General features: G+C 70.3%; 16 protein-coding genes. 2 read left to right on the top strand and 14 right to left on the bottom strand.

Annotated features, from left to right (window positions below):
• Positions 1-65: 65 nt before the first annotated feature.
• A complete protein-coding gene (gene tatC, locus NO900_RS03385; protein WP_256407797.1) occupies positions 66-1283 on the top strand; it encodes a twin-arginine translocase subunit TatC in 1218 nt (405 codons plus the stop codon).
• A 445-nt stretch (positions 1284-1728) separates the two neighbouring features.
• Here tatC and argF read toward each other — a convergent pair whose 3' ends face one another.
• The 14 genes from argF to NO900_RS03315 all read right to left on the bottom strand — a co-directional run bounded on the left by argF (position 1729) and on the right by NO900_RS03315 (position 17844).
• Positions 1729-2628: an ornithine carbamoyltransferase gene (gene argF / locus NO900_RS03380; RefSeq protein WP_256407796.1), complete on the bottom strand. Its 900-nt coding sequence runs from the start codon at positions 2626-2628 to the stop codon at positions 1729-1731.
• A 63-nt stretch (positions 2629-2691) separates the two neighbouring features.
• A complete protein-coding gene (locus NO900_RS03375; RefSeq protein ID WP_256407795.1) occupies positions 2692-3909 on the bottom strand; it encodes a [LysW]-lysine hydrolase in 1218 nt (405 codons plus the stop codon).
• Positions 3909-5036 (bottom strand): aspartate aminotransferase family protein, encoded by a 1128-nt coding sequence (locus NO900_RS03370; RefSeq protein ID WP_256407794.1) that lies wholly within the window; start codon positions 5034-5036, stop codon positions 3909-3911. The genes NO900_RS03375 and NO900_RS03370 overlap by 1 nt, the downstream gene beginning before the upstream one ends.
• Positions 5033-5947 carry an acetylglutamate/acetylaminoadipate kinase gene (locus tag NO900_RS03365; RefSeq protein ID WP_256407793.1) on the bottom strand — a complete coding sequence of 305 codons (915 nt, stop codon included), beginning with the start codon at positions 5945-5947 and terminating at the stop codon, positions 5033-5035. Before NO900_RS03365 ends, NO900_RS03370 begins: the two co-directional genes overlap by 4 nt.
• On the bottom strand, positions 5944-7032 hold the full coding sequence (gene argC, locus NO900_RS03360) for an N-acetyl-gamma-glutamyl-phosphate reductase (RefSeq protein WP_256407792.1): 1089 nt from the start codon (positions 7030-7032) through the stop codon (positions 5944-5946). The genes NO900_RS03365 and argC overlap by 4 nt, the downstream gene beginning before the upstream one ends.
• Positions 7029-7928, bottom strand: a complete 900-nt coding sequence (gene lysX, locus NO900_RS03355) for a lysine biosynthesis protein LysX (RefSeq protein WP_256407791.1) — start codon at positions 7926-7928, stop codon at positions 7029-7031. The genes argC and lysX overlap by 4 nt, the downstream gene beginning before the upstream one ends.
• Before the next feature lie 41 nt (positions 7929-7969).
• On the bottom strand, positions 7970-8158 hold the full coding sequence (lysW, locus tag NO900_RS03350; RefSeq protein WP_123113496.1) for a lysine biosynthesis protein LysW: 189 nt from the start codon (positions 8156-8158) through the stop codon (positions 7970-7972).
• 253 nt (positions 8159-8411) lie between these two features.
• Positions 8412-9884, bottom strand: coding sequence for an argininosuccinate lyase (argH, locus tag NO900_RS03345; protein WP_256407790.1), 1473 nt, complete (start codon positions 9882-9884; stop codon positions 8412-8414).
• Positions 9885-11114, bottom strand: coding sequence for an argininosuccinate synthase (locus NO900_RS03340; protein WP_256407789.1), 1230 nt, complete (start codon positions 11112-11114; stop codon positions 9885-9887). It abuts the gene before it with no gap.
• 666 nt (positions 11115-11780) lie between these two features.
• The gene (gene hemL, locus NO900_RS03335; RefSeq protein WP_256407788.1) at positions 11781-13118 is read right to left on the bottom strand and encodes a glutamate-1-semialdehyde 2,1-aminomutase; all 1338 of its coding nucleotides are present in this window, start codon (positions 13116-13118) and stop codon (positions 11781-11783) included.
• Positions 13119-13305: 187 nt separating this feature from the next.
• Positions 13306-15021 (bottom strand): ammonium transporter, encoded by a 1716-nt coding sequence (locus NO900_RS03330; RefSeq protein ID WP_256407787.1) that lies wholly within the window; start codon positions 15019-15021, stop codon positions 13306-13308.
• A gap of 509 nt (positions 15022-15530) precedes the next feature.
• Entirely contained in the window at positions 15531-16562 is a 1032-nt protein-coding gene (radA, locus tag NO900_RS03325) for a DNA repair and recombination protein RadA (protein WP_256407786.1), read from the bottom strand.
• 181 nt (positions 16563-16743) lie between these two features.
• Positions 16744-17244 (bottom strand): TrpY family transcription regulator, encoded by a 501-nt coding sequence (gene trpY, locus NO900_RS03320; protein WP_256407785.1) that lies wholly within the window; start codon positions 17242-17244, stop codon positions 16744-16746.
• Positions 17245-17364: 120 nt separating this feature from the next.
• Complete coding sequence (locus NO900_RS03315) at positions 17365-17844, bottom strand: histidine kinase (RefSeq protein ID WP_256407784.1); 480 nt, start codon at positions 17842-17844, stop codon at positions 17365-17367.
• A gap of 187 nt (positions 17845-18031) precedes the next feature.
• On the opposite strand from NO900_RS03315, the gene NO900_RS03310 reads away from it, so the two are divergent.
• Complete coding sequence (locus NO900_RS03310; protein WP_256407783.1) at positions 18032-20257, top strand: ATP-dependent DNA helicase; 2226 nt, start codon at positions 18032-18034, stop codon at positions 20255-20257.
• Position 20258 lies beyond the last annotated feature (1 nt).

Below are 20258 nucleotides of genomic sequence, written 5' to 3'. Positions count from 1 at the left end.
AGCCCCGATCCGGCTCGGCGCTATCCGAAAAGGCCTATAGTCGCCCGGTCTCGATGGTGAACCGAATGGACGACTCGGACCGGTCGCGCGACGGGCAATCACCCCCCGAGGAGGACTCTGTCTCCGACGACGCCGCTCCCGACGGCGACGGCGACGCGGACGACGAGTCCACCGAAGACGGGGACTCGTCCGTCGAGTCCGAAGTCTCTCCGGAGGTCACGCCCGAGATCGACGGCGCCGCGGATCGCTCTCGCGACGCGAGCGAAGCGGGCAACGCGGACGACGCGGGCGACGCGGACGAAGCGGGTGACGCCGGCGACGCTGCCGCCGACTCCACCAGCGACGCCGCCGCCGACTCCAGCGCCGACGACGACGGAGCGACCGACCCCGACGACGAGACCGGCGACGCGAGCGACGTCTTCGACGTCCACGACCCCGACGACGCGCAGAGCCTCGGCGACGGCGGAACGCCGGCGACGCCGGGGGACGCGGCCGCCGCCGGAACGGTCGAGGACGCGACGGTCGTCGACGACGGCGCCGACGACTCCTTCGAGGGGTTGGAGGCGCCGGAGTCGGACGAGGAGATGCCGCTGGCGGCCCACATCGAGGAGATGATGCGGCGGCTCGCCGTCGTCTTCCTCTTCGGCGGGCTCGCGACGCTCGTCGTCGTCACCGAGTCGACGGAGCTCATCAACTACTTCTGGAGCTACCACATCCCCGCGCCGATGGAGAACCGCCCGCGGCTGTACGGCCCCCTCGAACTCCCGCTCACGCGGCTGAAGGTCGCCGGGCTCGCGGGCGTCGTCGTCGGGCTCCCGGCGTTCGTCTACCAGACCTACCGGTTCATGAAGCCCGGCCTCTACGAGAACGAGCGACGCTACTACCTCGCGGCGGTCCCGACGAGCCTCATCTTAGGCGGGATCGGCATCGCGTTCGCGCACTTCCTCGTGTTGCCCGCGATCTTCTCGTACTTCACCACCTACACCTCCGACGCCGCGACGATCGCCTTCGGACTCGCGGAGACGTTCAACCTCATCGTCATCATGCTGGCGTTCATGGCGATCGTCTTCCAGATCCCGCTGTTCATTATGCTCGCGATCATGATGAACCTCGTCACCCGCCAGTGGCTGGAGGCGAAGCGGCTGCTGTTCTGGGGGGCGTTCCTCGGGATCGCGTTCCTGTTCAGCCCCGACCCGACCGGGATGGCGCCGATCATCGTGACGCTCACCATGATCGCGTTGTACGAGGGGACGCTGGCGATACTGCGCTGGACCGGGAACTAGATCGCTGTTCGGGGCCTTATACCGGATCTGTCGCCACAGCGAACTCCACCGATGATCTGACCGTTTGTATATAAATAGCTAATAACGGATCAGCGGTAGGCGCCCTCAAAGGGGCAGTCGCGAGGACTTGCGCGACTCGCTGCGCGCTTCAGTCGCTCGCTGCGCTCGCTCCTTCCAGTGCTTGCGTCGTCGTGCTTCGTCCTCGCGACTGCCCTTTTGAGTCCCACCCGACCGCAACCGCACCGCGCCTCACGCCTCCCCAGCCTCGTCACCGGACGTAGTCCGGTTGCAAGCGAGAGCTTCGCTCTCGCCCTGTCGCTGGCGGCTGCCGCCGCCAGCGACTCCCTCGCGCGTCCGGTTCGCGGCCTGTCGGCCGCTCACCGGCACGCGCCACCGCATATCTACTTATAAATGGGTCCGCACCCGGTCGGTTCCCGCTCCGCGCTCACTCCCCGCCGAGCAGCTCGACGAGCAGCGCGTTCTGCGCGTGCATCCGGTTTTCGGCCTGGTCCCAGACGAGAGCGCGGTCGGACTCCAACACGCCGTCGGTGACCTCCTCGCCGCGGTGCGCCGGCAGGCAGTGCATCACCTTGGCGTCGGTGCCGGCGAGCAGGTCGGCGTTCACCTGGAACCCGTCGAAGGCGGCGAGCTTCTCGTCGCGCTGGTCCTCCTGGCCCATCGAGATCCACACGTCGGTGTAGACGACGTCCGCGTCGCCGACGACCGCCTCGGGGTCTGTCGTGGGTTCCACGTCCGCGCCGAACTCGGCGGCGCGGTCGAAGACGGCCGGGTCCATCCCGTACTCCGCGGGCGTGGCGACCGCGATGTCGATGCCGGCCATCGCCGCGCCGACGACGAACGACTGCCCGACGTTGTTGCCGTCGCCGACCCACGCCACCGTGGCGTCCTCGCCGACCGTCTCGCGGATGGTGAGCAGGTCGGCGAGCGTCTGGCACGGGTGCGCCTCGTCGGTGAGCCCGTTGATCACGGGGCAGTCGGCGTGCTCGGCGAGCGTCTCCACGTCCTCGTGGTCGAACAGCCGGGCCATCACCCCGTCGACGTAGCGGCCGAGCACGCGCGCGGTGTCGCGCAGTGGCTCGCCGTGCCCGAGCTGGATGTCGTCGGGACCGAGGAACATCGCGTGGCCGCCGAGGCGGGTCATCCCCGTCTCGAAGGAGACGCGGGTGCGCGTCGACGGTTTCTCGAAGATCATCCCGAGCGTCGCGTCCGGCAGTCGGGGGTCGGTCTCGCCCGCCTTCATCGCGGCGGCGCGGTCGAGCAGGGCGTCCAGTTCGGCGGGCGTCACGTCGTCGATGTCGAGGAAGTCGTCGGTGGCGAGTGGCATCGTGTGTGGTGTGTGCGGGTGCGGTGTGAGAACGGTCGTGGTCGGTGGTCGAGCGTCGGTACGCTACAGTCGCTCGCGGCAGACGTCGGTCAGGACGGTCACGGCGCGGTCGAGCTCGGAGAGCGGGAGCCGCTCGTCCGGCGCGTGGTCCAGGTCGGAGTTCCCGGGGCCGTAGGTGACCATCGGGCAGTCCCACGCGGCCGCGAAGAGGTTCATGTCGCTCGTCCCCGTCTTCCGGAGCAGGCGCACGTCGCCGCCGGTGCCCCGGATCGCGACGCGGAACGCCCGCGCGAGGTCCGTGCGAGGGCTCTCCATCACGGGCGGCATCGGGTCGCCCCAGTGGACCGAGCCGGTCGACAGCTCCGCCTCCGCGAGTTCGTGGATCTCGTCGACCGGGCGAGAGGGCGGGATCCGCAGTTGGACGCTCATCGTCGTCTCGACCGCGAGCCCGTCGTCGCTCAGGCCGCCGTCGATCGAGATCGGTTTGGTCGTCACCTGGTCGAACACCGCGGTCTCCGAGTCGTCGGGCGTGAACGTCTCCTCGACGCCGTGCCACCAGTCGATCGCGTGTTGGATCGCGTTCGGCTCCGGCCGAGAGGAGTGGCCCGATTCGCTGGTGTTCACGTACGTTCCCTCCAGCAGGCCGCGGTAGCCGAGGGTGATCCCGCGCCACCCCGACGGCTCGCCGTTGATCACCGCCTCGGGCGCGTCGCGGTCGTCGATGAGGTGCCGCGCGCCGGCGGAGTCGACCTCCTCGCGGACGACGCCGGCGAAGGAGACGCCCGTCTTCACCGCCGCGACCGCCATCGCGACCAGCGGGCCGGTGGCGTCGACCGCCCCGCGGCCCCACAGCACGGGCTCGCCGGGCTCGCCGACGCGGACGTCGGACGCGTCCGGCAGTTCGCCCTCCGGCGGCGCCGGCCGCACCTCGACCGGGATGTCGCCCGGGACCGTGTCGACGTGCGAGGTGAGGAGGACGGCGTCGTCCGCGGGCGCGCGGACGTTCCCGCCCCCGTCGATCCACGCCTCTCGGCCGTTGGCCTCGAAGAAGTCGACGAGGCGCTCGGCGGCCCGCTCCTCCTCGCCGGACGGCGACGGGATCGACACCATGTCGTACAGCAGCTTCCGGGCCGGCGTGTCGCAGTCCGCCGGGTAGCCGCCGCCGGCGACGACGTCGGTACCGGCCGGCGACGACCCCGCCGCCGCCTCCGTCTCGCCGTCCGCCTCGGGTTCCGACTCCCCGCCCGCCTCGGCCTCCTCGCGCTCCTTTCCGGCCGCCATCACCCGATCACCTCCGCGAGGGCGTCGACGACGGCGTCGGCGTGCTCGCGCTCGATCGTCAGCGGCGGGAGCAGGCGCACCACCGTGCGGCCCGCCGGCAGCGCGAGGATCCGGTGGTCGATGGCGAGGTCGCGCAGCAGCCGGTTCGACCCGCGCTTCACCTCGATGCCGATCATCAGCCCGTCGCCGCGCACGTCGCGGACGTCGTCGCCGAGGCGCTCCTCGATCTGCCCGCGGAGGTACGCGCCGACCTCGGCGGCGTGCTCGGGGAGCCCCTCGCGCTCGATGACGTCGAGGGTGGCGCCCGCGGCCGCGGAGACGACTGGGCCGCCCGAGAACGTCGAGCCGTGGTTGCCGGCGTCCTCGGCGATCCAGTCGCGGCACAGCGTGGCGCCGATCGGGAGCCCGCTGCCGAGCCCCTTCGCGGTCGTGAGGACGTCGGGCACCACGTCGTGTCTGTCGGCCGCCCACAGCGAGCCCGTGCGGCCGAGTCCGGTCTGGATCTCGTCGAGGATCATCGCCGCGCCGGACGTCGCCGTCGCGATGCGGACCGTCTGCAGGTACTTCGTGTCGGCGGGGTTGATCCCGCCCTCGCCCTGCAGCGGCTCCAGAATGACCGCGGCGGTCTCGTCGTCGACCGCCTCGCGCATCGCCTCGGCGTCGCCGTACTCGACGAACTCCACGCCGCCGGCGAGCGGCTCGAATCCCTGCTTGTACTTCTGCTTCCAGGTGGTCGCGAGCGCGCCCATCGTCCGGCCGTGGAACCCCTGAGTCGTCGCGATGATCTTCTCGCGGCCCGTGGCGTGCCGGGCGAACTTCAGCGCGGCCTCGTTGGCCTCGGTGCCGGAGTTACAGAGCCAGACGTTGTCGACGTCGACGGGGCCGACCTCGGCGAGCCGCTCGTACAGCGCCGTCCGCGCGGCGTGCGGGTACGACGCCTGCACGTACATCAGCTCCTCCAGCTGGGTCGTCGCGGCGTCGACGACCTCGGGGTGGCAGTGACCCACCGGCGTGCAGGCGTAGCTCGCGCCGAAGTCGAGGTACTCGGTGCCGTTCGTATCGGTGACGTGGACGCCGTCGCCCGAGGCGATCTCGATCGGCTTCTCCGAGAAGACGAAGCCGCTCACGCGGTCTCACCCCCCGTTTCGGCCGCCGAGCCCTCTCCCGCCTCGTCGTCCGCGTCGCCGCCGAGCGCCGACCGCTCGACCGTCGTCCCCCCGCCGCCGAGCGCGGCGACGATCGGGTCGCGGACGTTGGCGTCGGCGACGACGACGCGCCCGGACCCGGCCGAGAGCGCCTCCCTCGCGGCCATCACCTTCTTGCCCATGAACCCCTCGGCGGCGTCCTCGACCGCCGCGAGTTCCTCGGGCGTCGCCGCCGACTCGATCAGCGTGTCGGGGTCGTCCGGATCCGCGTAGACGCCGGTCACGTCGGTGAGGAGGACGAGGTCGGCGCCGAGCGCGCCGGCGACCGCGGCGGCCGCCCGGTCCGCGTCGGCGTTGACGGGGGTGACGCCGCCGTCGCTCTCTTTCCCCTCCATCGGGGGCGAGACGACGGGCGTGTAGCCGTCGGCGAGCAGCCCCGAGAGGAGGTCGGCGTTCACCGACTCGATCCGGCCGGAGTGCTCGCCGCGGCGGATCTTCCGCTTGCCGTCTTCGACCACGCGGACCGCCGACTTGCGGGGCCCCGAGAGGAGCCCGCCGTCGACGCCCGAGAGGCCGACCGCGTCGACGCCGGCCTCGCGGAACCGCGCCGTCAGCTCCGTGTTGAGCTTGCCGGCCATCGCCATCGTGAACGCCTCCATCGTCTCCGCGTCGGTGAACCGCCCGGTGACGCCGGAGGCGGACTCGACGTACTCCGGCTCCATGCCGAGCCGCTCGATCGTCTCGTCGACGACCGTCGAGCCGCCGTGGACGACGACGACCGGGCGCCCGTTGGCGGCGAGGTGGGCGACGTCGCCGACCGCGCCGGCCGGGTCGACCGCCTTCGCGCCGCCGATCTTGACGACGACCGGGGGTTCGCTCTCGGTCTCGCTCATGGCGACCCCACCGGGTGCAGCCCGTCGAACTCCAGGCCGGCGGTCTCCGGCAGTCCCAAGGCGACGTTCGCCGCGTGGACCGCCTGTCCCGCCGACCCCTTGGTCATGTTGTCGATCGCGGAGAAGACGACGACGCGCCGGTTGCCGGGGTCGAGCTCGAAGCCGACCTCGCCGTGGTTCGTCCCGGCGACCGACTTCGGCTCGGGGTAGCGGTAGACGCCGCCCCCGCCCGAGACGATCCGCATGAACGGCTCGTCGGCGTACGCGTCGCGGTACGCCGTCCACAGGTCGCCCTTCGAGACCGGCCCGTCGGGGAAGACGTGGCAGGTCGCGCTCGCGCCGCGCACCATGTCGACCGCGTGGACGGTGAACGAGACCGAGAGCCCGAGGTACGCCTCGATCTCCGCCTCGTGGCGGTGCCCGGTCGGGGCGTACGGGCGCACGACGCCCGAGCGCTCCGGGTGCGAGGAGGCCGCGCCGCCGCCGGCGCCGCCCTCCGAGGAGCCGACCTTCACGTCGACGACGACCTCGCCCGCGTCGGGGCCGAGCGCGCCGGCGTCGACCAGGGGTTTCAGCCCGAGGATCGTCGCCGTCGCGTTGCAGCCGCCGCCGGCGATCAGGTCGGCGCCGGGGAGGTTCTCGCGGTTGATCTCGGGGAGCGCGTACTCCGCGCGCTCCAGGTACTCCGGCGACTCGTGGCCGTCGTACCACTCGTCGTAGGCGTCCGCCTCGGGCAGCCGGAAGTCCGCCGAGAGGTCGACGACGGTGTCAGCGACCTCGAAGTACTCGTCGATCCGCCCCATCGAGACGCCGTGGGGCGTCGCCGAGAAGAGCACGTCGACCGACTCCAGGTCGTCCGGGTCGGAGAAGCGCAGGTCGAGCCCGCGCAGGTTCGGGTGCGACCGGCCGACGGTCATGTTGTCGGCCGACCGCGACGTGGCCTGTACCACGTCGAACGCGGGGTGACCGGCGAGGATCCGCAGCAGCTCGCCGCCGGTGAAGCCGGTGCCGCCGACGACGCTCGCGGTGTACGTCTCGGCGGGCGCCGCGTCGCCCGCGGCGGCCGCGCCGGACTCCGCCGTCACGCGCTCACCTCCGTGGCGTCGTCGGCGCCGTCGGCCGCCGCGGCCGCCTTCGCCTCCAGCCAGTCGACGACCGCCGCGGGGACGTCGACGTCAGCGGCCGCGTCGAGCGCCTTGAACTCGACCGTGTGGTTCACCTCGTGGACGGTGTACTCGCCGGAGTCGGTTCCGCCCACTTCCATCAGGTCGACGCCGAGCATCCCGCCGCCGACCGCGTCTGAGGCGCGCTCGACCAGTTCGAGGGCGCGGTCGTCGAGGTCGAACGACTCCGTCTCGCCGCCCTTCGCGGCGTTCGTGAGCCAGTGGTCCGACGAGCGCGTCATCGCGGCGATCGGCTCCCCGTCGACCGCCAGCGCGCGGATGTCGCGGCCGGGCTTGTCGACGAACTCCTGGACGTAGAACACCTTGTGCTCGTAGTGGCCGAGCGTCTCCTTGTGCTCCAAGATCGCCTCGGCCGCGTCCCGGGTGTCGATCTTCGCCATCAGCCGCCCCCACGACCCGACGACCGGCTTGAGCACGCAGGGGTAGCCGAACGACTCGATCGCCTCCAGCGCGGCCTCCTTCGTGAACGCGACCTCGGTCGCCGGGGTCGGGACGTCCGCCTCGGCGAGCGCGAGCGAGTTCTTCGCCTTGTCGGCGCAGACGTCGCCCGTCTCCGGGGAGTTGACGACGGGCACGCCGTAGCTGTCGAGGAACCGCGTCGCGTACAGCGACCGGCTCGTCGACAGGCAGCGGTCGACGACGATGTCGAGGTCCGCGACGTTCGCCGTCGTCGACTCCAGCCCGAACCGCTCCTTGCGGACGTCGATCTTCTCGACCTCGTGGTCCCGGTCGCGGAGCTCGTTGAGCAGGAGCTTCTCGTCCTTCCGGATCCGGGAGTAGAGGATCCCTACGCGCATGTCGACCACTCGGGAGTCGCGGCCGCGGCGGTCGTCGACATCTACTCGCCCCAGTCCTCCTCGAGCTCGGGCGCCTCCTCCAGCGTGACGGGGTCCAGCGAGATGACCTCGAGCTCGGTCCCGGTGACCGGGCTGTCGATGATCTCGCCGACCTCGACGTCGGCCGGAAGCTCGATCTCCTCGCCCGTGATCGGGTCCTCTGCCAGCAGCGTGTCGGTGTCGCTCGTCATCGTAGGAGACAGTCGACCGCGGACGGGCATAAAGGCTTCGAACTTATTAGATAGTTTACATAACACGGATCGGCCGCTAACGGAAGCGAATCGGCGAGATCGAGCCGTTTCGAGATCGGATATCAGATCCCGGTAGTAACTGTGTCCCCCTTACGGGGACGGTCGTCGGCGCCGATCGGGTCGGCGGTCCGACCGACGTCGCCGGCCGGACCGCCACCGATCGAGCCAGGGGGCGCCCGGCGGTCGTCGCGGCTCAGACATAGCGATCGACCTCCGCGTTTAGGGCCTCGCTCGCGTCGGCGAGCGCGTCGCGCTCGGCCGCCAGCGCGTCGTCGTCCTCACCGATCCCGGCCTCGGCGGCGGCGAGCCCGTCGGCGACCGCCGCGGGAGCCGGCCCGCCGGCGGAGTCCCGGCTCGCGACGCTGGCGGCCGGATCGAGCGCCGACTCCACGTCCTCGCGGCTCACGTGCGTCGAGAGGGGCTCGCCGGTCACGTTCCGAGCGGCCTCGTCAACTTTTGCGGCCGCCGCGGCCGGCGAGTCGCCGTCGGCGACCTCCTCAGCGGCCGTCGCGACGATCTCGTGGGCCGTCCGGAAGGGCATCCCGCTCATCGCGAGCAGGTCGGCGACGCCGGTCGCCGTCGAGAAGCCGTCGCCCGCGGCGTCCGCGAGCGCGGCCTCGTCCCAGTCGGCGGTCGCGACCGCGCCCGCGGCGACCGCGGTCGCCTCCCGCACGTCGTCGGCGACCTCGAACACGCTCGCGTGGGCGCGCTGGAGATCGCGGTTGTAGGCGCGCGGGAGCCCCTTGAGCAGGCTCAGCGTCCCCGTCGCCTCGCCGATCGCGTCGCCGGCGACGCCGCGGGTCAGCTCCAGCGTGTCGGGGTTCTTCTTCTGGGGCATGATCGAGGAGGTGGAGGCGTACGCGTCCGACAGCTCCACGAACCCCTTGTTCGAGAAGAGGACGAGGTCCTCCGCGAGCCCCGACAGCGTCGTCGCGAGCGTCGCGCACGCGGTCGCGCCCTCCGCGAGGAAGTCGCGCGCCGACGCCGCGTCGGTCGCGTTCCGGACCGTCCCGTCGAACCCGAGCAGCTCGGCGGTGCGGTCGCGGTCGATATCGAAGGGCGTCCCCGCGAACGCGGCCGCGCCGAGCGGCGACCGGTTGACCCGCTCGTACGCGTCGAGCAGGCGCGCGGTGTCGCGGGCGACCCCGCCCTCGTACGACAGCAGGTAGTGCGCGACCGTCGTCGGCTGGGCCGGCTGGAGGTGCGTGTAGCCGGGCATCACCGTCTCCGCGTGCTCGCTCGCGACCTCGACGAGCGCCTCGCGGAGCGCCAGGGTGGCCTCCGCGGCCGCGAGCAGGTCCTCGCGCAGCCGGTACCGGATACAGGTCGCCACCTCGTCGTTGCGCGAGCGGGCGGTGTGCATCCGCCCGCCGTCCGGCCCGATCCGGTCGATGACGGCCGTCTCGATCGCCTCGTGGACGTCCTCGCCGTCGGGGAGCGCGCCGTGGCCGGCGGCCTCCACGTCGTCGAGCGCGCCGAGGATCTCGCCGGCGACCGCGCCGTCGACGATCCCCTGCTCCGCGAGCATCACCACGTGCGCGCGGTCGACCGCGAGGTCGGCCTCGAAGATGGCCGCGTCGGCCGCGAGGCTCGACAGGAACTCGCGGGCGGGACCGCCGCTGAATCGGTCGCGCCGGACGGCGGTGCCGGGATCGTCGTCGGTCATCTACTCGTCCGTCCCGTCGTCTCCCGACCCGTCGGTCGCGAGCTCGGGCCGCTCCACGCCCGCGGCCACGTCGTTGGCGAGGCGCTCCTGGAGCCCGTGGTACTTCGCGACGCCGGTGGCGTCCTCCTGCGCGATGCCGGCCACGTCCTCGGTGTTGAACGAGGCCATCTCCTCGGAGTACACCGCGTACTCGGAGTCGCGGGCGACGACGCGGCAGTTGCCGCCGGAGACCTTCACCGTCGCCGTCCCGGTCACCACGTCCTGCGTCTCGTCGACGAAGGCGTCGAGCGCGTCGACGACGGGGGCGAAGACGAGCCCCTGGTACGCCTTCTCGGACCACTCCTGCTCGATCCCCTGCTTGAACGAGCGCTCGTTCTTGGTTAAGACGAGGTCTTCCAGGGCCCGGTGGGCCGTCAACAGGACGGTCGCGGCCGGGTGCTCGTAGTTCTCGCGCACCTTCAGCCCGAGCATCCGGTCCTCCATCACGTCGGTGCGGCCGATCCCGTAGCTCCCGGCGTACTCGTTGAGGTGCTGGATCAGCGGGACCGGGTCCATCGCCTCGCCGTCGACCGCGACCGGGACGCCCTCCTCGAAGGCGACCTCGATGGTGGTCTCGCCCTCCGGCTCGGCGGTCCACTCGTAGATGTCCTCCGGCGGCTCGTAGTTCGGGTCCTCCAGCTTCCCGCCCTCGACGGCGCGCGACCAGATGTTCTCGTCGATGGACCAGACGCCGCCGTCGCCGGCCTCGACGGGCAGGTCCTTCTCCGCGGCGTACTCGATCTCCCACTCGCGGGTGAGTCCGAGCTCGCGGACGGGGGCGATCACTTCGAGGTCGGAGCCGCGCCAGACGGCCTCGAACCGGAGCTGGTCGTTCCCCTTCCCGGTACAGCCGTGCGCGATGGCGTCACAGCCCTCCGCCTCGGCGACGCCCAGGATGGCCTCGGCGATCACCGGGCGCGCGAGCGCGGTCCCGAGCGGGTAGCCCTGGTACGTCGCGTTCGTCTTCACCGCGTCGAAACACAGCTCCGCGAACTCTTCCTTCGCGTCGACGACGTGGAGGTCGAGCCCCAGCGCCTCGGCGGTCTCCTCGGCCTCGTCGAACTCCTCTGTCGGCTGCCCGACGTCGACGTTGACGCCGATGACCTCGTCGTAGCCGTACTCCTCTTTCAACAGCGGGACGCAGACGGTCGTGTCGAGCCCCCCACTGAACGCGAGTGCAACGGTTGCCATTAGGGGAGTACACTGGGCTCACGCCCTTAAATTCACCGATTTAATTACCGGAAGAAATTGACGGACTCGGCGCTGTCCGACGACGTAGCTGTCACTCTCCGAGACGAAACGGCGCGAACGCGACGAGGGATGAAGATTACTGGCCCGAGGGGGCCCGTCGTCGCGCCGCGCCGGAAGCCGGTCGCGGCGGTCGGACGCCTCGTCGCGGTCGCGGGGCTCGTCGGCCTCGGACGAGGGCGGCGTCGGGACGAGCCTCCGCGATCATTACCAGTACGTAGTTTCGTTCCGGGATAAAAACGTTCCGCAACTGACCCGCGAATACGTACTGCTTCCGCTTCTGACGCTATCTCTCGTACCTGTTCGATACCGGGAGTAGGTGTATCGATACGGTTGAGTGATTTTTTATATGTGAGAGAGTAGTGTCGCTGTCGGCTGTTTATGAGTGACTGATGACGCTATGGTGAACACCTCCAAAGCCCCAGCCTTGTCGCTGGCGGCTGGCGCCGCCAGCGACTCCCTCGCACGCGCTCCTCGCGGCCGCCAGTGGCGGCCACTCGGAGGCGCGCGCCACCGCACATCTCTCTATTAGTGATTGCCGCTGCCACTCAGTGTTATTTAAATACAGTCTTGCCACCAGCGATCTGCAATACTTACTCCCGTTATCGGTCAGATCGCTTCCCGGTACGCCTCCAGCGTCCGCTCGACGTCCTCCTCCGTGTGCGCGTAGGAGGTGAACTGGCACTCGAACTGGTTCGCGGTGAGGAACACCCCCTGCTCTTTCATCTCCTGCCAGAACACGCGCTCCCAGCGGTCGGTCGCGGCGTCGGCGACGTCCGCGCCCGTCTTCGGACACGAGTCGTACCGGGCGCAGTCGGGGTCCTGCCGGCAGCCCCCGGGACAGCAGGCCTCGGGTTCGTCGGGCGCCTCGCGGGTGAACACCGTCTTGAACATCGAGTCGGTGCCGACGACGGTGTACTCGGGCGCGCGCTCCGCGCAGATCTCGGCGATTCCCTCGCGGAGCTTTCGGCCGAGCCGGTTGACGTGCTCGTACACGTCGTTCTCGGCCGCGTACTCCAGGGTCGCCTTCCCGGCGGCCATCGTCACCGGATGCCCCGAGAAGGTGCCGGACTGGAACACGTCGCCCGCGGGCGTGAACCCCTCGATCACGTCGGCGCGCCCGCCGATCGCGCCGACCGGGAACCCGCCGCCGATGATCTTGCCGAACGTCGTTACGTCCGGCGTGACGCCGAACTTCGACTGCGCGCAGCCGAGGCCGCCGACGCGGAACCCCGTGATCACCTCGTCGAAGATCAGGAGGGCGCCGTGGTCGTCGCACAGCTCGCGGAGCGTCTCGTGGTAGCCGTCGACCGGCGCCACGATCCCCATGTTCGCGAGGATCGGCTCGACGAGGACCGCGGCGATCTCGTCGCCGTGCTCCGCGAACACCGCCTTCGCGGCCTCCGGGTCGTTGAACGGGATCGGGAGCGTATGCTGCGCGAACTCCTCGGGAATGCCCGCCGTCGACGGGCGCGCGTCCCCCGGCGACCCCTCGACGAGCGTCGACTCCTGCGCGCCGTGGTAGCCGCCCTGCATCACGACGATCTTGTCGCGGTCGGTGTGACCGCGCGCGAGCCGCACCGCCGAGACGGTCGCCTCGGTCCCCGAGTTGACGAACCGGATCGACTCGACGCTCGGGACGTGCCGCGCCACGAACTCGGCGTGCTCGACCTCGACCTCCGTCGGCGCGCCGTACATCGGTCCCTCGGCGACGTGCGACTGGACCGCCGCCTCCACCGGGTCCGGCAGGTCGTGGCCGTACAGCAGCGGCCCGTACCCCATCACCCAGTCGACGTACCGGTTCCCGTCGGCGTCGATCACGTGGCCGCCGTCCCCGCGCTCGATGAAGAAGGGATGCGGCATCGTCGCCCGGACCGAGGAGTTGACCCCGCCCGGCATCACCGACAGCGCGCGGTCGTACAGCCCGCGGGAGCGCTCGTGGTTCATACCGACGGGTTGGGGCGGCGGGATGAAAGTAGTTGCCGACCCGGCGGTGAGACCGGTTACGGACCGCCGGGGCCTCCGTCGATCGGCGCCGCGGCCCGGCGGTACGGCGCCTCGAAACCCGGTCGAAAAAGCGAGTCGGAGTCGGTCGTCGGTCCGGTTCCCTCGAAGTCCGCGCGTCGCCGCCGGCTTACACCGCCTCCGGCCCGGTGGTGCCGGTGCGGACCTGCAGCGCGTCCTCGACCGGCATGACGAACACCTTGCCGTCGCCGGGCTCGCCGGTCTTGGCGGCCTCGGCGATCGCCTCCGCGACCTCGTCGGCCGGGATGTCGGCGACGACGACCTCCACCTTCACCTTCTGGTGGAGGTCGACCGTGAACTCCTCGCCGCGCCACTGGCCCTTCTTCGCGGGCTGCGAGCCGCGACCGGAGACGTTCGTCACGGTGAGCGAGGGGGCGTTGACCTCCGCGAGCGCCTGCTTGATGGCCCCGAGCTTGTCGGGGCGGACGACCGCGGTGACCATCTTGATCTGCGACCCCGCCTCCTCGCCGCCGTCGGCGCGCGGGGAGTCGTCGGTGGTGTCGACCACGGCCGGACCGCCGTCGGTCGCGACGCGGTCGCCGCCGAACTCGGGGTAGGTCTCGACGCCGTGCTCGGAGATGTCGAGGCCCTCCTGCTCGTGTTCGGGCGTGACGCGGGCCTCACCGCTCAGCTTGAGGACGTACCAGACGACCGCGGTCGCGGTGAGCGTCCAGCCGCCGATGATGACGACGCCGGTCAGCTGGGCGACGAAGTGGGCGCCGACGCCGGCGCTCAGTTCGCCGGGCGCGGCGACGAACGGGAACAGCAGCGTCCCGAGCACGCCCGCGCTGCCGTGGACCGGGAACACCGCGCAGACGTCGTCGATCTTGAGCGTGTCCGAGACGAACTCGAAGACGAGCGGGAGCTGGCCGCCGGCCAGGAGGCCGACGACCAGCGCGCCCCACCACGCCGTGGTGTCGGGGATCGCGGTGATGCCGACGAGCCCGGCGAGCAGGCCGTTGGCGACGTACAGCGTGTCGACCTTCCCGGTGCGGAGCCACACGACGAGGGCGGCGCCGATCCCGCCGGCCGCCATCGCGATCGTCGTCCCCATCGCGACCAGGTTGAGCGTCAGGGTGTTGAACATCCCGCCGCTGACCACGGAGGCCGTCCCGACGTTGAAGCCGTACCAGCCGAACGCGAGGATGAGCGTCCCGAGGACGGCGAACGTCAGCGAGTGGCCGGGGATGACGTTCGTCGAGCCGTCATCGGCGTAGCGATCCATCCGCGGGCCGAGCACGGCCGCCGCGGTGAGCCCCGCGATACCGCCCATGCCGTGGACGATCATGCCGCCGGCGAAGTCGTGGAACGCGGTGCCGGTCAGCTGCGCGACGAGGCCGTCGCCGGAGGCCGACCAGGTGAACGCGATGACCATCGGGTAGATGACCGCGGCCAGCAGGAACGTGTAGGTGACGTACGCACGGAGCTTCGCGCGGCCGGCGACCGCGCCGGAGACGATGGTCGCGGCCGTCATGGCGAACACCGCGCCGTAGAGCCAGTTGACGTACGGGCCGACCGTCCCGGCGTCGACGGCGAGTTCACCGCCGGAGAACAGCGTCCCCGCGACGGACGCGACGCCCGCCGATCCGTTCATCAGGCTCGTGAACGCCGTCCCGATCAGGAAGAACACCGTCACCCCGACGCTCCACGTCAGGAGGTTCTTCGTCAGCTGGTTCGCGACGTTCTTCGAGCGGACCTGCCCGGCTTCGAGCATGGCGAAGCCCGCGTGCATGAAGAAGATGAGGAACGTCACGACGAGGATCCACGTCCCGTTCATCGCGTCCGCGAACGTGCTCGGGTCGACCGTCGCGAGTACGTCGGTCATCACGATTCGACCACCTCAATTGAACGTACGTCTTCCGAACCGCACCGTTCGTTCGTGTTCATGTGTTGAATCACGTTTCGACAAGGAGAAATGGGAGTATATAAACGTTCGACTTGGGTTTCACAAAAAATCAACTTGATAATACGGCGGATGTCAGATATAAGGACGGATGGATGGTGTATAAGGACGTATTCCGGACGAGCTTCTGGCAATCTTTGCGATCGAATCGGACGGACGTATTATCGCTGATCTGTCAACAAGCGCCGAATCGGCCGATATCGGGGGGCGCGTCGCCGGGCGCGGCCGCCGCTGGCGATTTTTGCCGCGCCGCGTTCGGGGAGCATCCGTCGCACCGGCGTCAATCGGCCGAAATCGGGCGTTTCGGCCGTTCCGAGAGAAAGTTTACGTTCGTCAACCGGATCGGCGGCCGGGCTCCCGATCCGGGCGTCGGATCGCCGGATCGAGTCCCGATCGGACGCCGACGGTGCGGATCGCGGGTCGTTTCCCGGTTATTCCGGCTTCAGCCCCTCGCCCTGCACGCGCATCACGGCCTCGCCGTCGGCGAGGTTCGGCGCGTCGACGAGCCGGACGATCCGCTTGTCGCCCTTCGACTTCCGGAGGTAGATCCGGAAGGTGGAGGCGTGCCCGAGGATGTTGCCGCCGATGGCCTGCGTCGGGTCGCCGAAGTAGGAGTCGGGGTTCGACGCGACCTGGTTGGTGACGAGGATGGCGGTGTTGTACAGGTCGCCGAGCCGCATCAGGTCGTGGAGGTGCTTGTTGAGCTTCTGCTGTCGCTCCGCCAGCTCGCCCCGGCCGACGTACTCCGCGCGGAAGTGGGCCGTCAGCGAGTCGACGCAGACGATCCGGATAGGCCACTCCGTCTCCTCGTGCTCGCCGGCGAGCTCCTTCGCCTTCTCGGCCAGCAGGATCTGGTGGTTGGAGTTGAACGCCTTCGCGACGTGGATCTGGTCGAGGAACGCCTCGACGAGCGCTTCCAGCGCCTCCTCGTCGCTCGGCGTGCCCTCGATCTCGCGCCGCTCCATCTCGTCGGCGAGGATCTCGTCGTCGAGCCCGCGGACCATGTCGTCGATCCGCTCCGGCCGGAACGTGTCCTCAGAGTCGACGAAGATACAGCCGCCCTCCAGCCCGCCGTTCTCCTTCGAGAGCTGGACGTTGACGGCCATCTGGTGGGTCACCTGCGACTTCCCGGACCCGAACTCGCCGTACACCTCGGTGATCGACTGCGTCTCGATGCCGCCCCCGAGCAGGTCGTCGACCTCGTCGATCTGCCAGGAGAGCTTCCCGATCTCCTCGCGGCGTTCGAGCACGGTCGCGCCCGTCTCGAAGCCGCCGACGTCGGCGGCCTCCCGGGCGGCGTTGATGATGTCGCTGGCGGACGACTCGCCGATGTCCGCGGTGTTCGACATCTCGCCGGGGCTGGCGACGGCGATCGACTGGTAGCTCTCGAACCCGTTCTCGACGAGCTTGTCCGCGGTCGCTGGGCCGACTCCGGGGAGGTCCTCGAGTTCGTCTTCAGGCATGTACACGACCCTTGTTCGCCATCCCGTATAAAGACTGGTTTACACCCGAGTGAAAGTGAAATCCGCGACGGCGACGCGCTCGGTTCCGCGTCGGCTTCCCCCGCGAGGCTCCCCGCCGGAACGGATCGTCGACCGACGGGGGGAACCGGTCGCCGCCGCGTCGCGACCGCCGTCCCGGTCGTCAGAACCCCACGCGGCGGACGTATCCGAGCTCGCGGATCTCGACGAGCAGCTCGCCGGGCAGCTCCGCGTCGGTGATCACGTACAGCTTCGGATCGTCCGTGAACTCGGGGTCCTCGCTCAACACCTGTCGGATCGAGACGTCGTGGTCGGCGAGGATGCCGGTCACCTCGGCGACGATCCCGGCCTCGTCGGCGGCGGCGACCTCGATGGTGAGGACCGTGAGGTTGAGGACCGGCGCCAGGTCCATCAGGCTCGGCACCGACGAGATGTTGGTGAAGATGCGCTTCAGCTCGGGGTCGTCCAGGATCGCGTCCGTCGTCGAGTCGACCACGCGCCGGTCGACGTCGAGCTCGCGCGCGATCCCGGTGTACGGGATCTCGATGCCGCCGGAGACGACGCGGCCCTCCTCGTTGACGGAGAAGCCGCGCTCTAAGAACAGCCGGATGACGGCCTGCTGGCTCGGTGACCCCTCGAACTTCTCGAGGATCTCGTCGAACATTCGTTACTACGGCCGGTAACGGCGCGTCGGTATAAATCAGGGTGCGTCCCGGTCGGGAGCGTCTCCCCGGTATCGAGTCGCGTCCGCCGAGGACCCGGCGGGCGGAACGCCCGGCCGGCGTCAGTCGGTCAGTCCGGCGTACGCCCCGCCGAGCACGGCCCCGTACGCGAGGTGACCGATCGCGCTCATCGCGCTGACGTTGGGGAGCGGCGGGTTCGCCGGCGAGCCGACCGCGGAGAGCCAGACCGGCATCACAATCACCGCGAGCGCGACCCAGACGACGAGCCCGTACGCCGCGCCGGCGCCGAGCGACGCGCCCGCGCCCTCGCCGATCGAGGGGTTCAGTCCGACGAGCGCGGCGAAGCCGACGCCGAGCACCGCGCCGTGAGACATGTGGATCGCCCAGCCGACGAACGGCGCCGCCGGCGGCGCGAGCCCGTACATCGACGGGATCACCACCTCCAGCAGCGGGGCGGGGATCACGTACGTCATCAGGAGTCCGAAGACGGCGCTCCCGGCGAGCCCGCCGGCGACGCCCGCCTTCCAGTCGCCCGTTCCGGTCGATACGTCGCCCGTCGCTGTCGCGGTTTCGGTCGCCATGACGCCTCGATACTCGGCGAAGAAGCGGTAATATATGCTGGTTACGTGCGTTCACGGCGCACGCTCCCCGAACGTATATGTCCCCGCTGAACCAAATCCGTTCGGTCCGCTCCGTCTCGTGGCGGCGCCGAACCACTTCCGCCGCGGCACCCCACCCCTTTTAGCCGGTGGCGACGAACTCCGGCCCGTGTCAGAGTCGCCGCATCTGCGGTTCTTCCCGTACGAGGAGCCGTATCCGAACCAGCGCGAGGCGATGGACAGGATCGCCAACGCGCTGGACCGGGGCCAGGACGTGCTGTTCGAGGGCGCCCCGGGGACGGGGAAGACCCTCTCCGCGCTCGTGCCCGCCCTGGAGCACGCCCGCGAGCACGACCGCACGGTCGTGATCACGACCAACGTTCACCAACAGATGCGGCAGTTCGTCGAGGACGCTCGCGCGATAACCCGCGAAGAGCCCGTCCGCGCGGTCGTCTTCAAGGGGAAGTCGTCGATGTGTCACATCGACGTCGACTACCAGGAGTGCCAGACCCTCCGGGACACCACCCGCGAGATGGTGGAGACGGAGAACGAGGTCCGCGAGCTGGAGGCGCGCCAGCGCGAGCTGCTCGCCGAGAGCCGCGAGGGCGACGCGAGCGCCGCCGAGGCCCGCGAGGCGGTCATGGACGAGCTCGACGAGCTGGAAGCGGAAATCGACGAGTACGAGACCGCGAACGTCTGCGCGCACTACCGGAACAACCTCGTCGAGGACACCGACGAGTTCTTCGGGTGGCTGTTCGAGGACGTCCGCACCCCCGAGGACGTGTACGCGTACGCGGACGAGCGCGAGCTCTGCGGCTACGAGCTGCTCAAGGAGGGGATGGAGGGGGTCGACCTGGTCGTCTGTAACTACCACCACCTGCTCGACCCGAACATCCGCGAGCAGTTCTTCCGGTGGATCGACCGCGACCCCGCCGAGATAATCACCGTCTTCGACGAGGCCCACAACGTCGACGACGCCGCCCGTGACCACGCCACTCGCACCCTCACGGAGACCACCCTCGACGCCGCGTTAGAGGAGCTCGCCGACAGCGACGACTCCCGCGCCGAGGCCGCCGAGAACGTCGTCGGCGCGTTCCGCGACGCCCTGGTCGAGACGTACGACGACGCGCTCGGGTTCGGGGGGCGCGAGTCCGTCGGCGAGAGCTGGGAGGACCTCTCCGTCGCCAACGACGACCGGCGCGACGACCTCACGCTCGCGTTCCTCCGCAACTACGAGGGGCGGGGGATCGACGCGGAGACGGAGCTCGCGGTCCAGCTCGGCCAGGCCCTAGACGAGGAGTACGAGCGCCGCTACCGCGACGGCGAGACGACGACCCGGGCCGAGTGTCAGACCCTGCAGGTCGCCCGGTTCGTCTCGACGTGGATGGAGGAGGGGACCGAGCTCGGCCAGTACCCGGTGGTCTCCGTGCGCCGCGACGCCGCCGCCGACGAGGTGTACGGCCGCGCGGAGCTGTACACCTGCATCCCGCGTCGGGTGACCGAGGAGCTGTTCGGCGAGGTCGCCGCCTCGGTGCTGATGAGCGCCACGCTCCGCCCCTTCGACGTCACGGAGGACGTGCTCGGGCTGGAGAACGCCGCGTCGCTCGCGTACGAGATGGCCTACCCCGAGGCGAACCGCCGGACGTTCGCGGTCGACACGCCGCCGCTGTTCGCCTCCGAGCGCAACGACCCGGAGACGCAGGAGACGGTGTCGTCGGTGCTGCGCGACGCGGTCCGGTTCACCCCGGGCAACACGCTCGCCTTCTTCCCCTCGTACGCCGAGGCCGAGCGCTACCACGAGCGGCTCGGCGGCTCGGCGGGGACCGGCGCCGGAGCCGACGTCGGCGCGGGCGGCGGGCCGGCAGGCGCCGACCTCGGCTCCCTCTACCTCGACGGCCCCGGCGAGGACGAGGAGGACCTGCGCCGGCGGTTCGTCGAGAGCGACGACGCGACCCTCTTCACCTCCCTGTGGGGCACGCTCGCGGAGGGGGTGAGCTTCGACGCCGACGACGCGCGGACGGTGGTGGTCGTCGGCGTCCCGTACCCGCACCTCTCCGACCGGACGGAGGCGGTCCAAGACGCCTATAACCGGGCGTTCGCCGACCGCGACCGCGCCCGCGACCCGGGCTGGGCGTACGCCGTCGAGATCCCGACGATCCGCAAGACGCGGCAGGCGCTCGGGCGCGTGGTCCGCGGCCCCGACGACTTCGGCGTCCGGGTCCTCGCCGACCGCCGGTACACGACGGCCGACATGGGGAAGTACTCGGTCCGGAGCGCGTTCCCGCCGGAGGAGCGCGAGGAGCTGCTCGACGTCGACCCGGAGAAGCTGAAGTTCGCGATGCTGAACTTCTACGGCGACCACGACGCGTACGACGGGGCGCCGCCGGAGCCGTGAC

This window comes from Halorubrum rutilum (assembly GCF_024494565.1).
The sequence above is the reverse complement of the archived record's forward strand: the minus strand, read 5'-3'. Positions and strand labels throughout refer to the sequence as shown.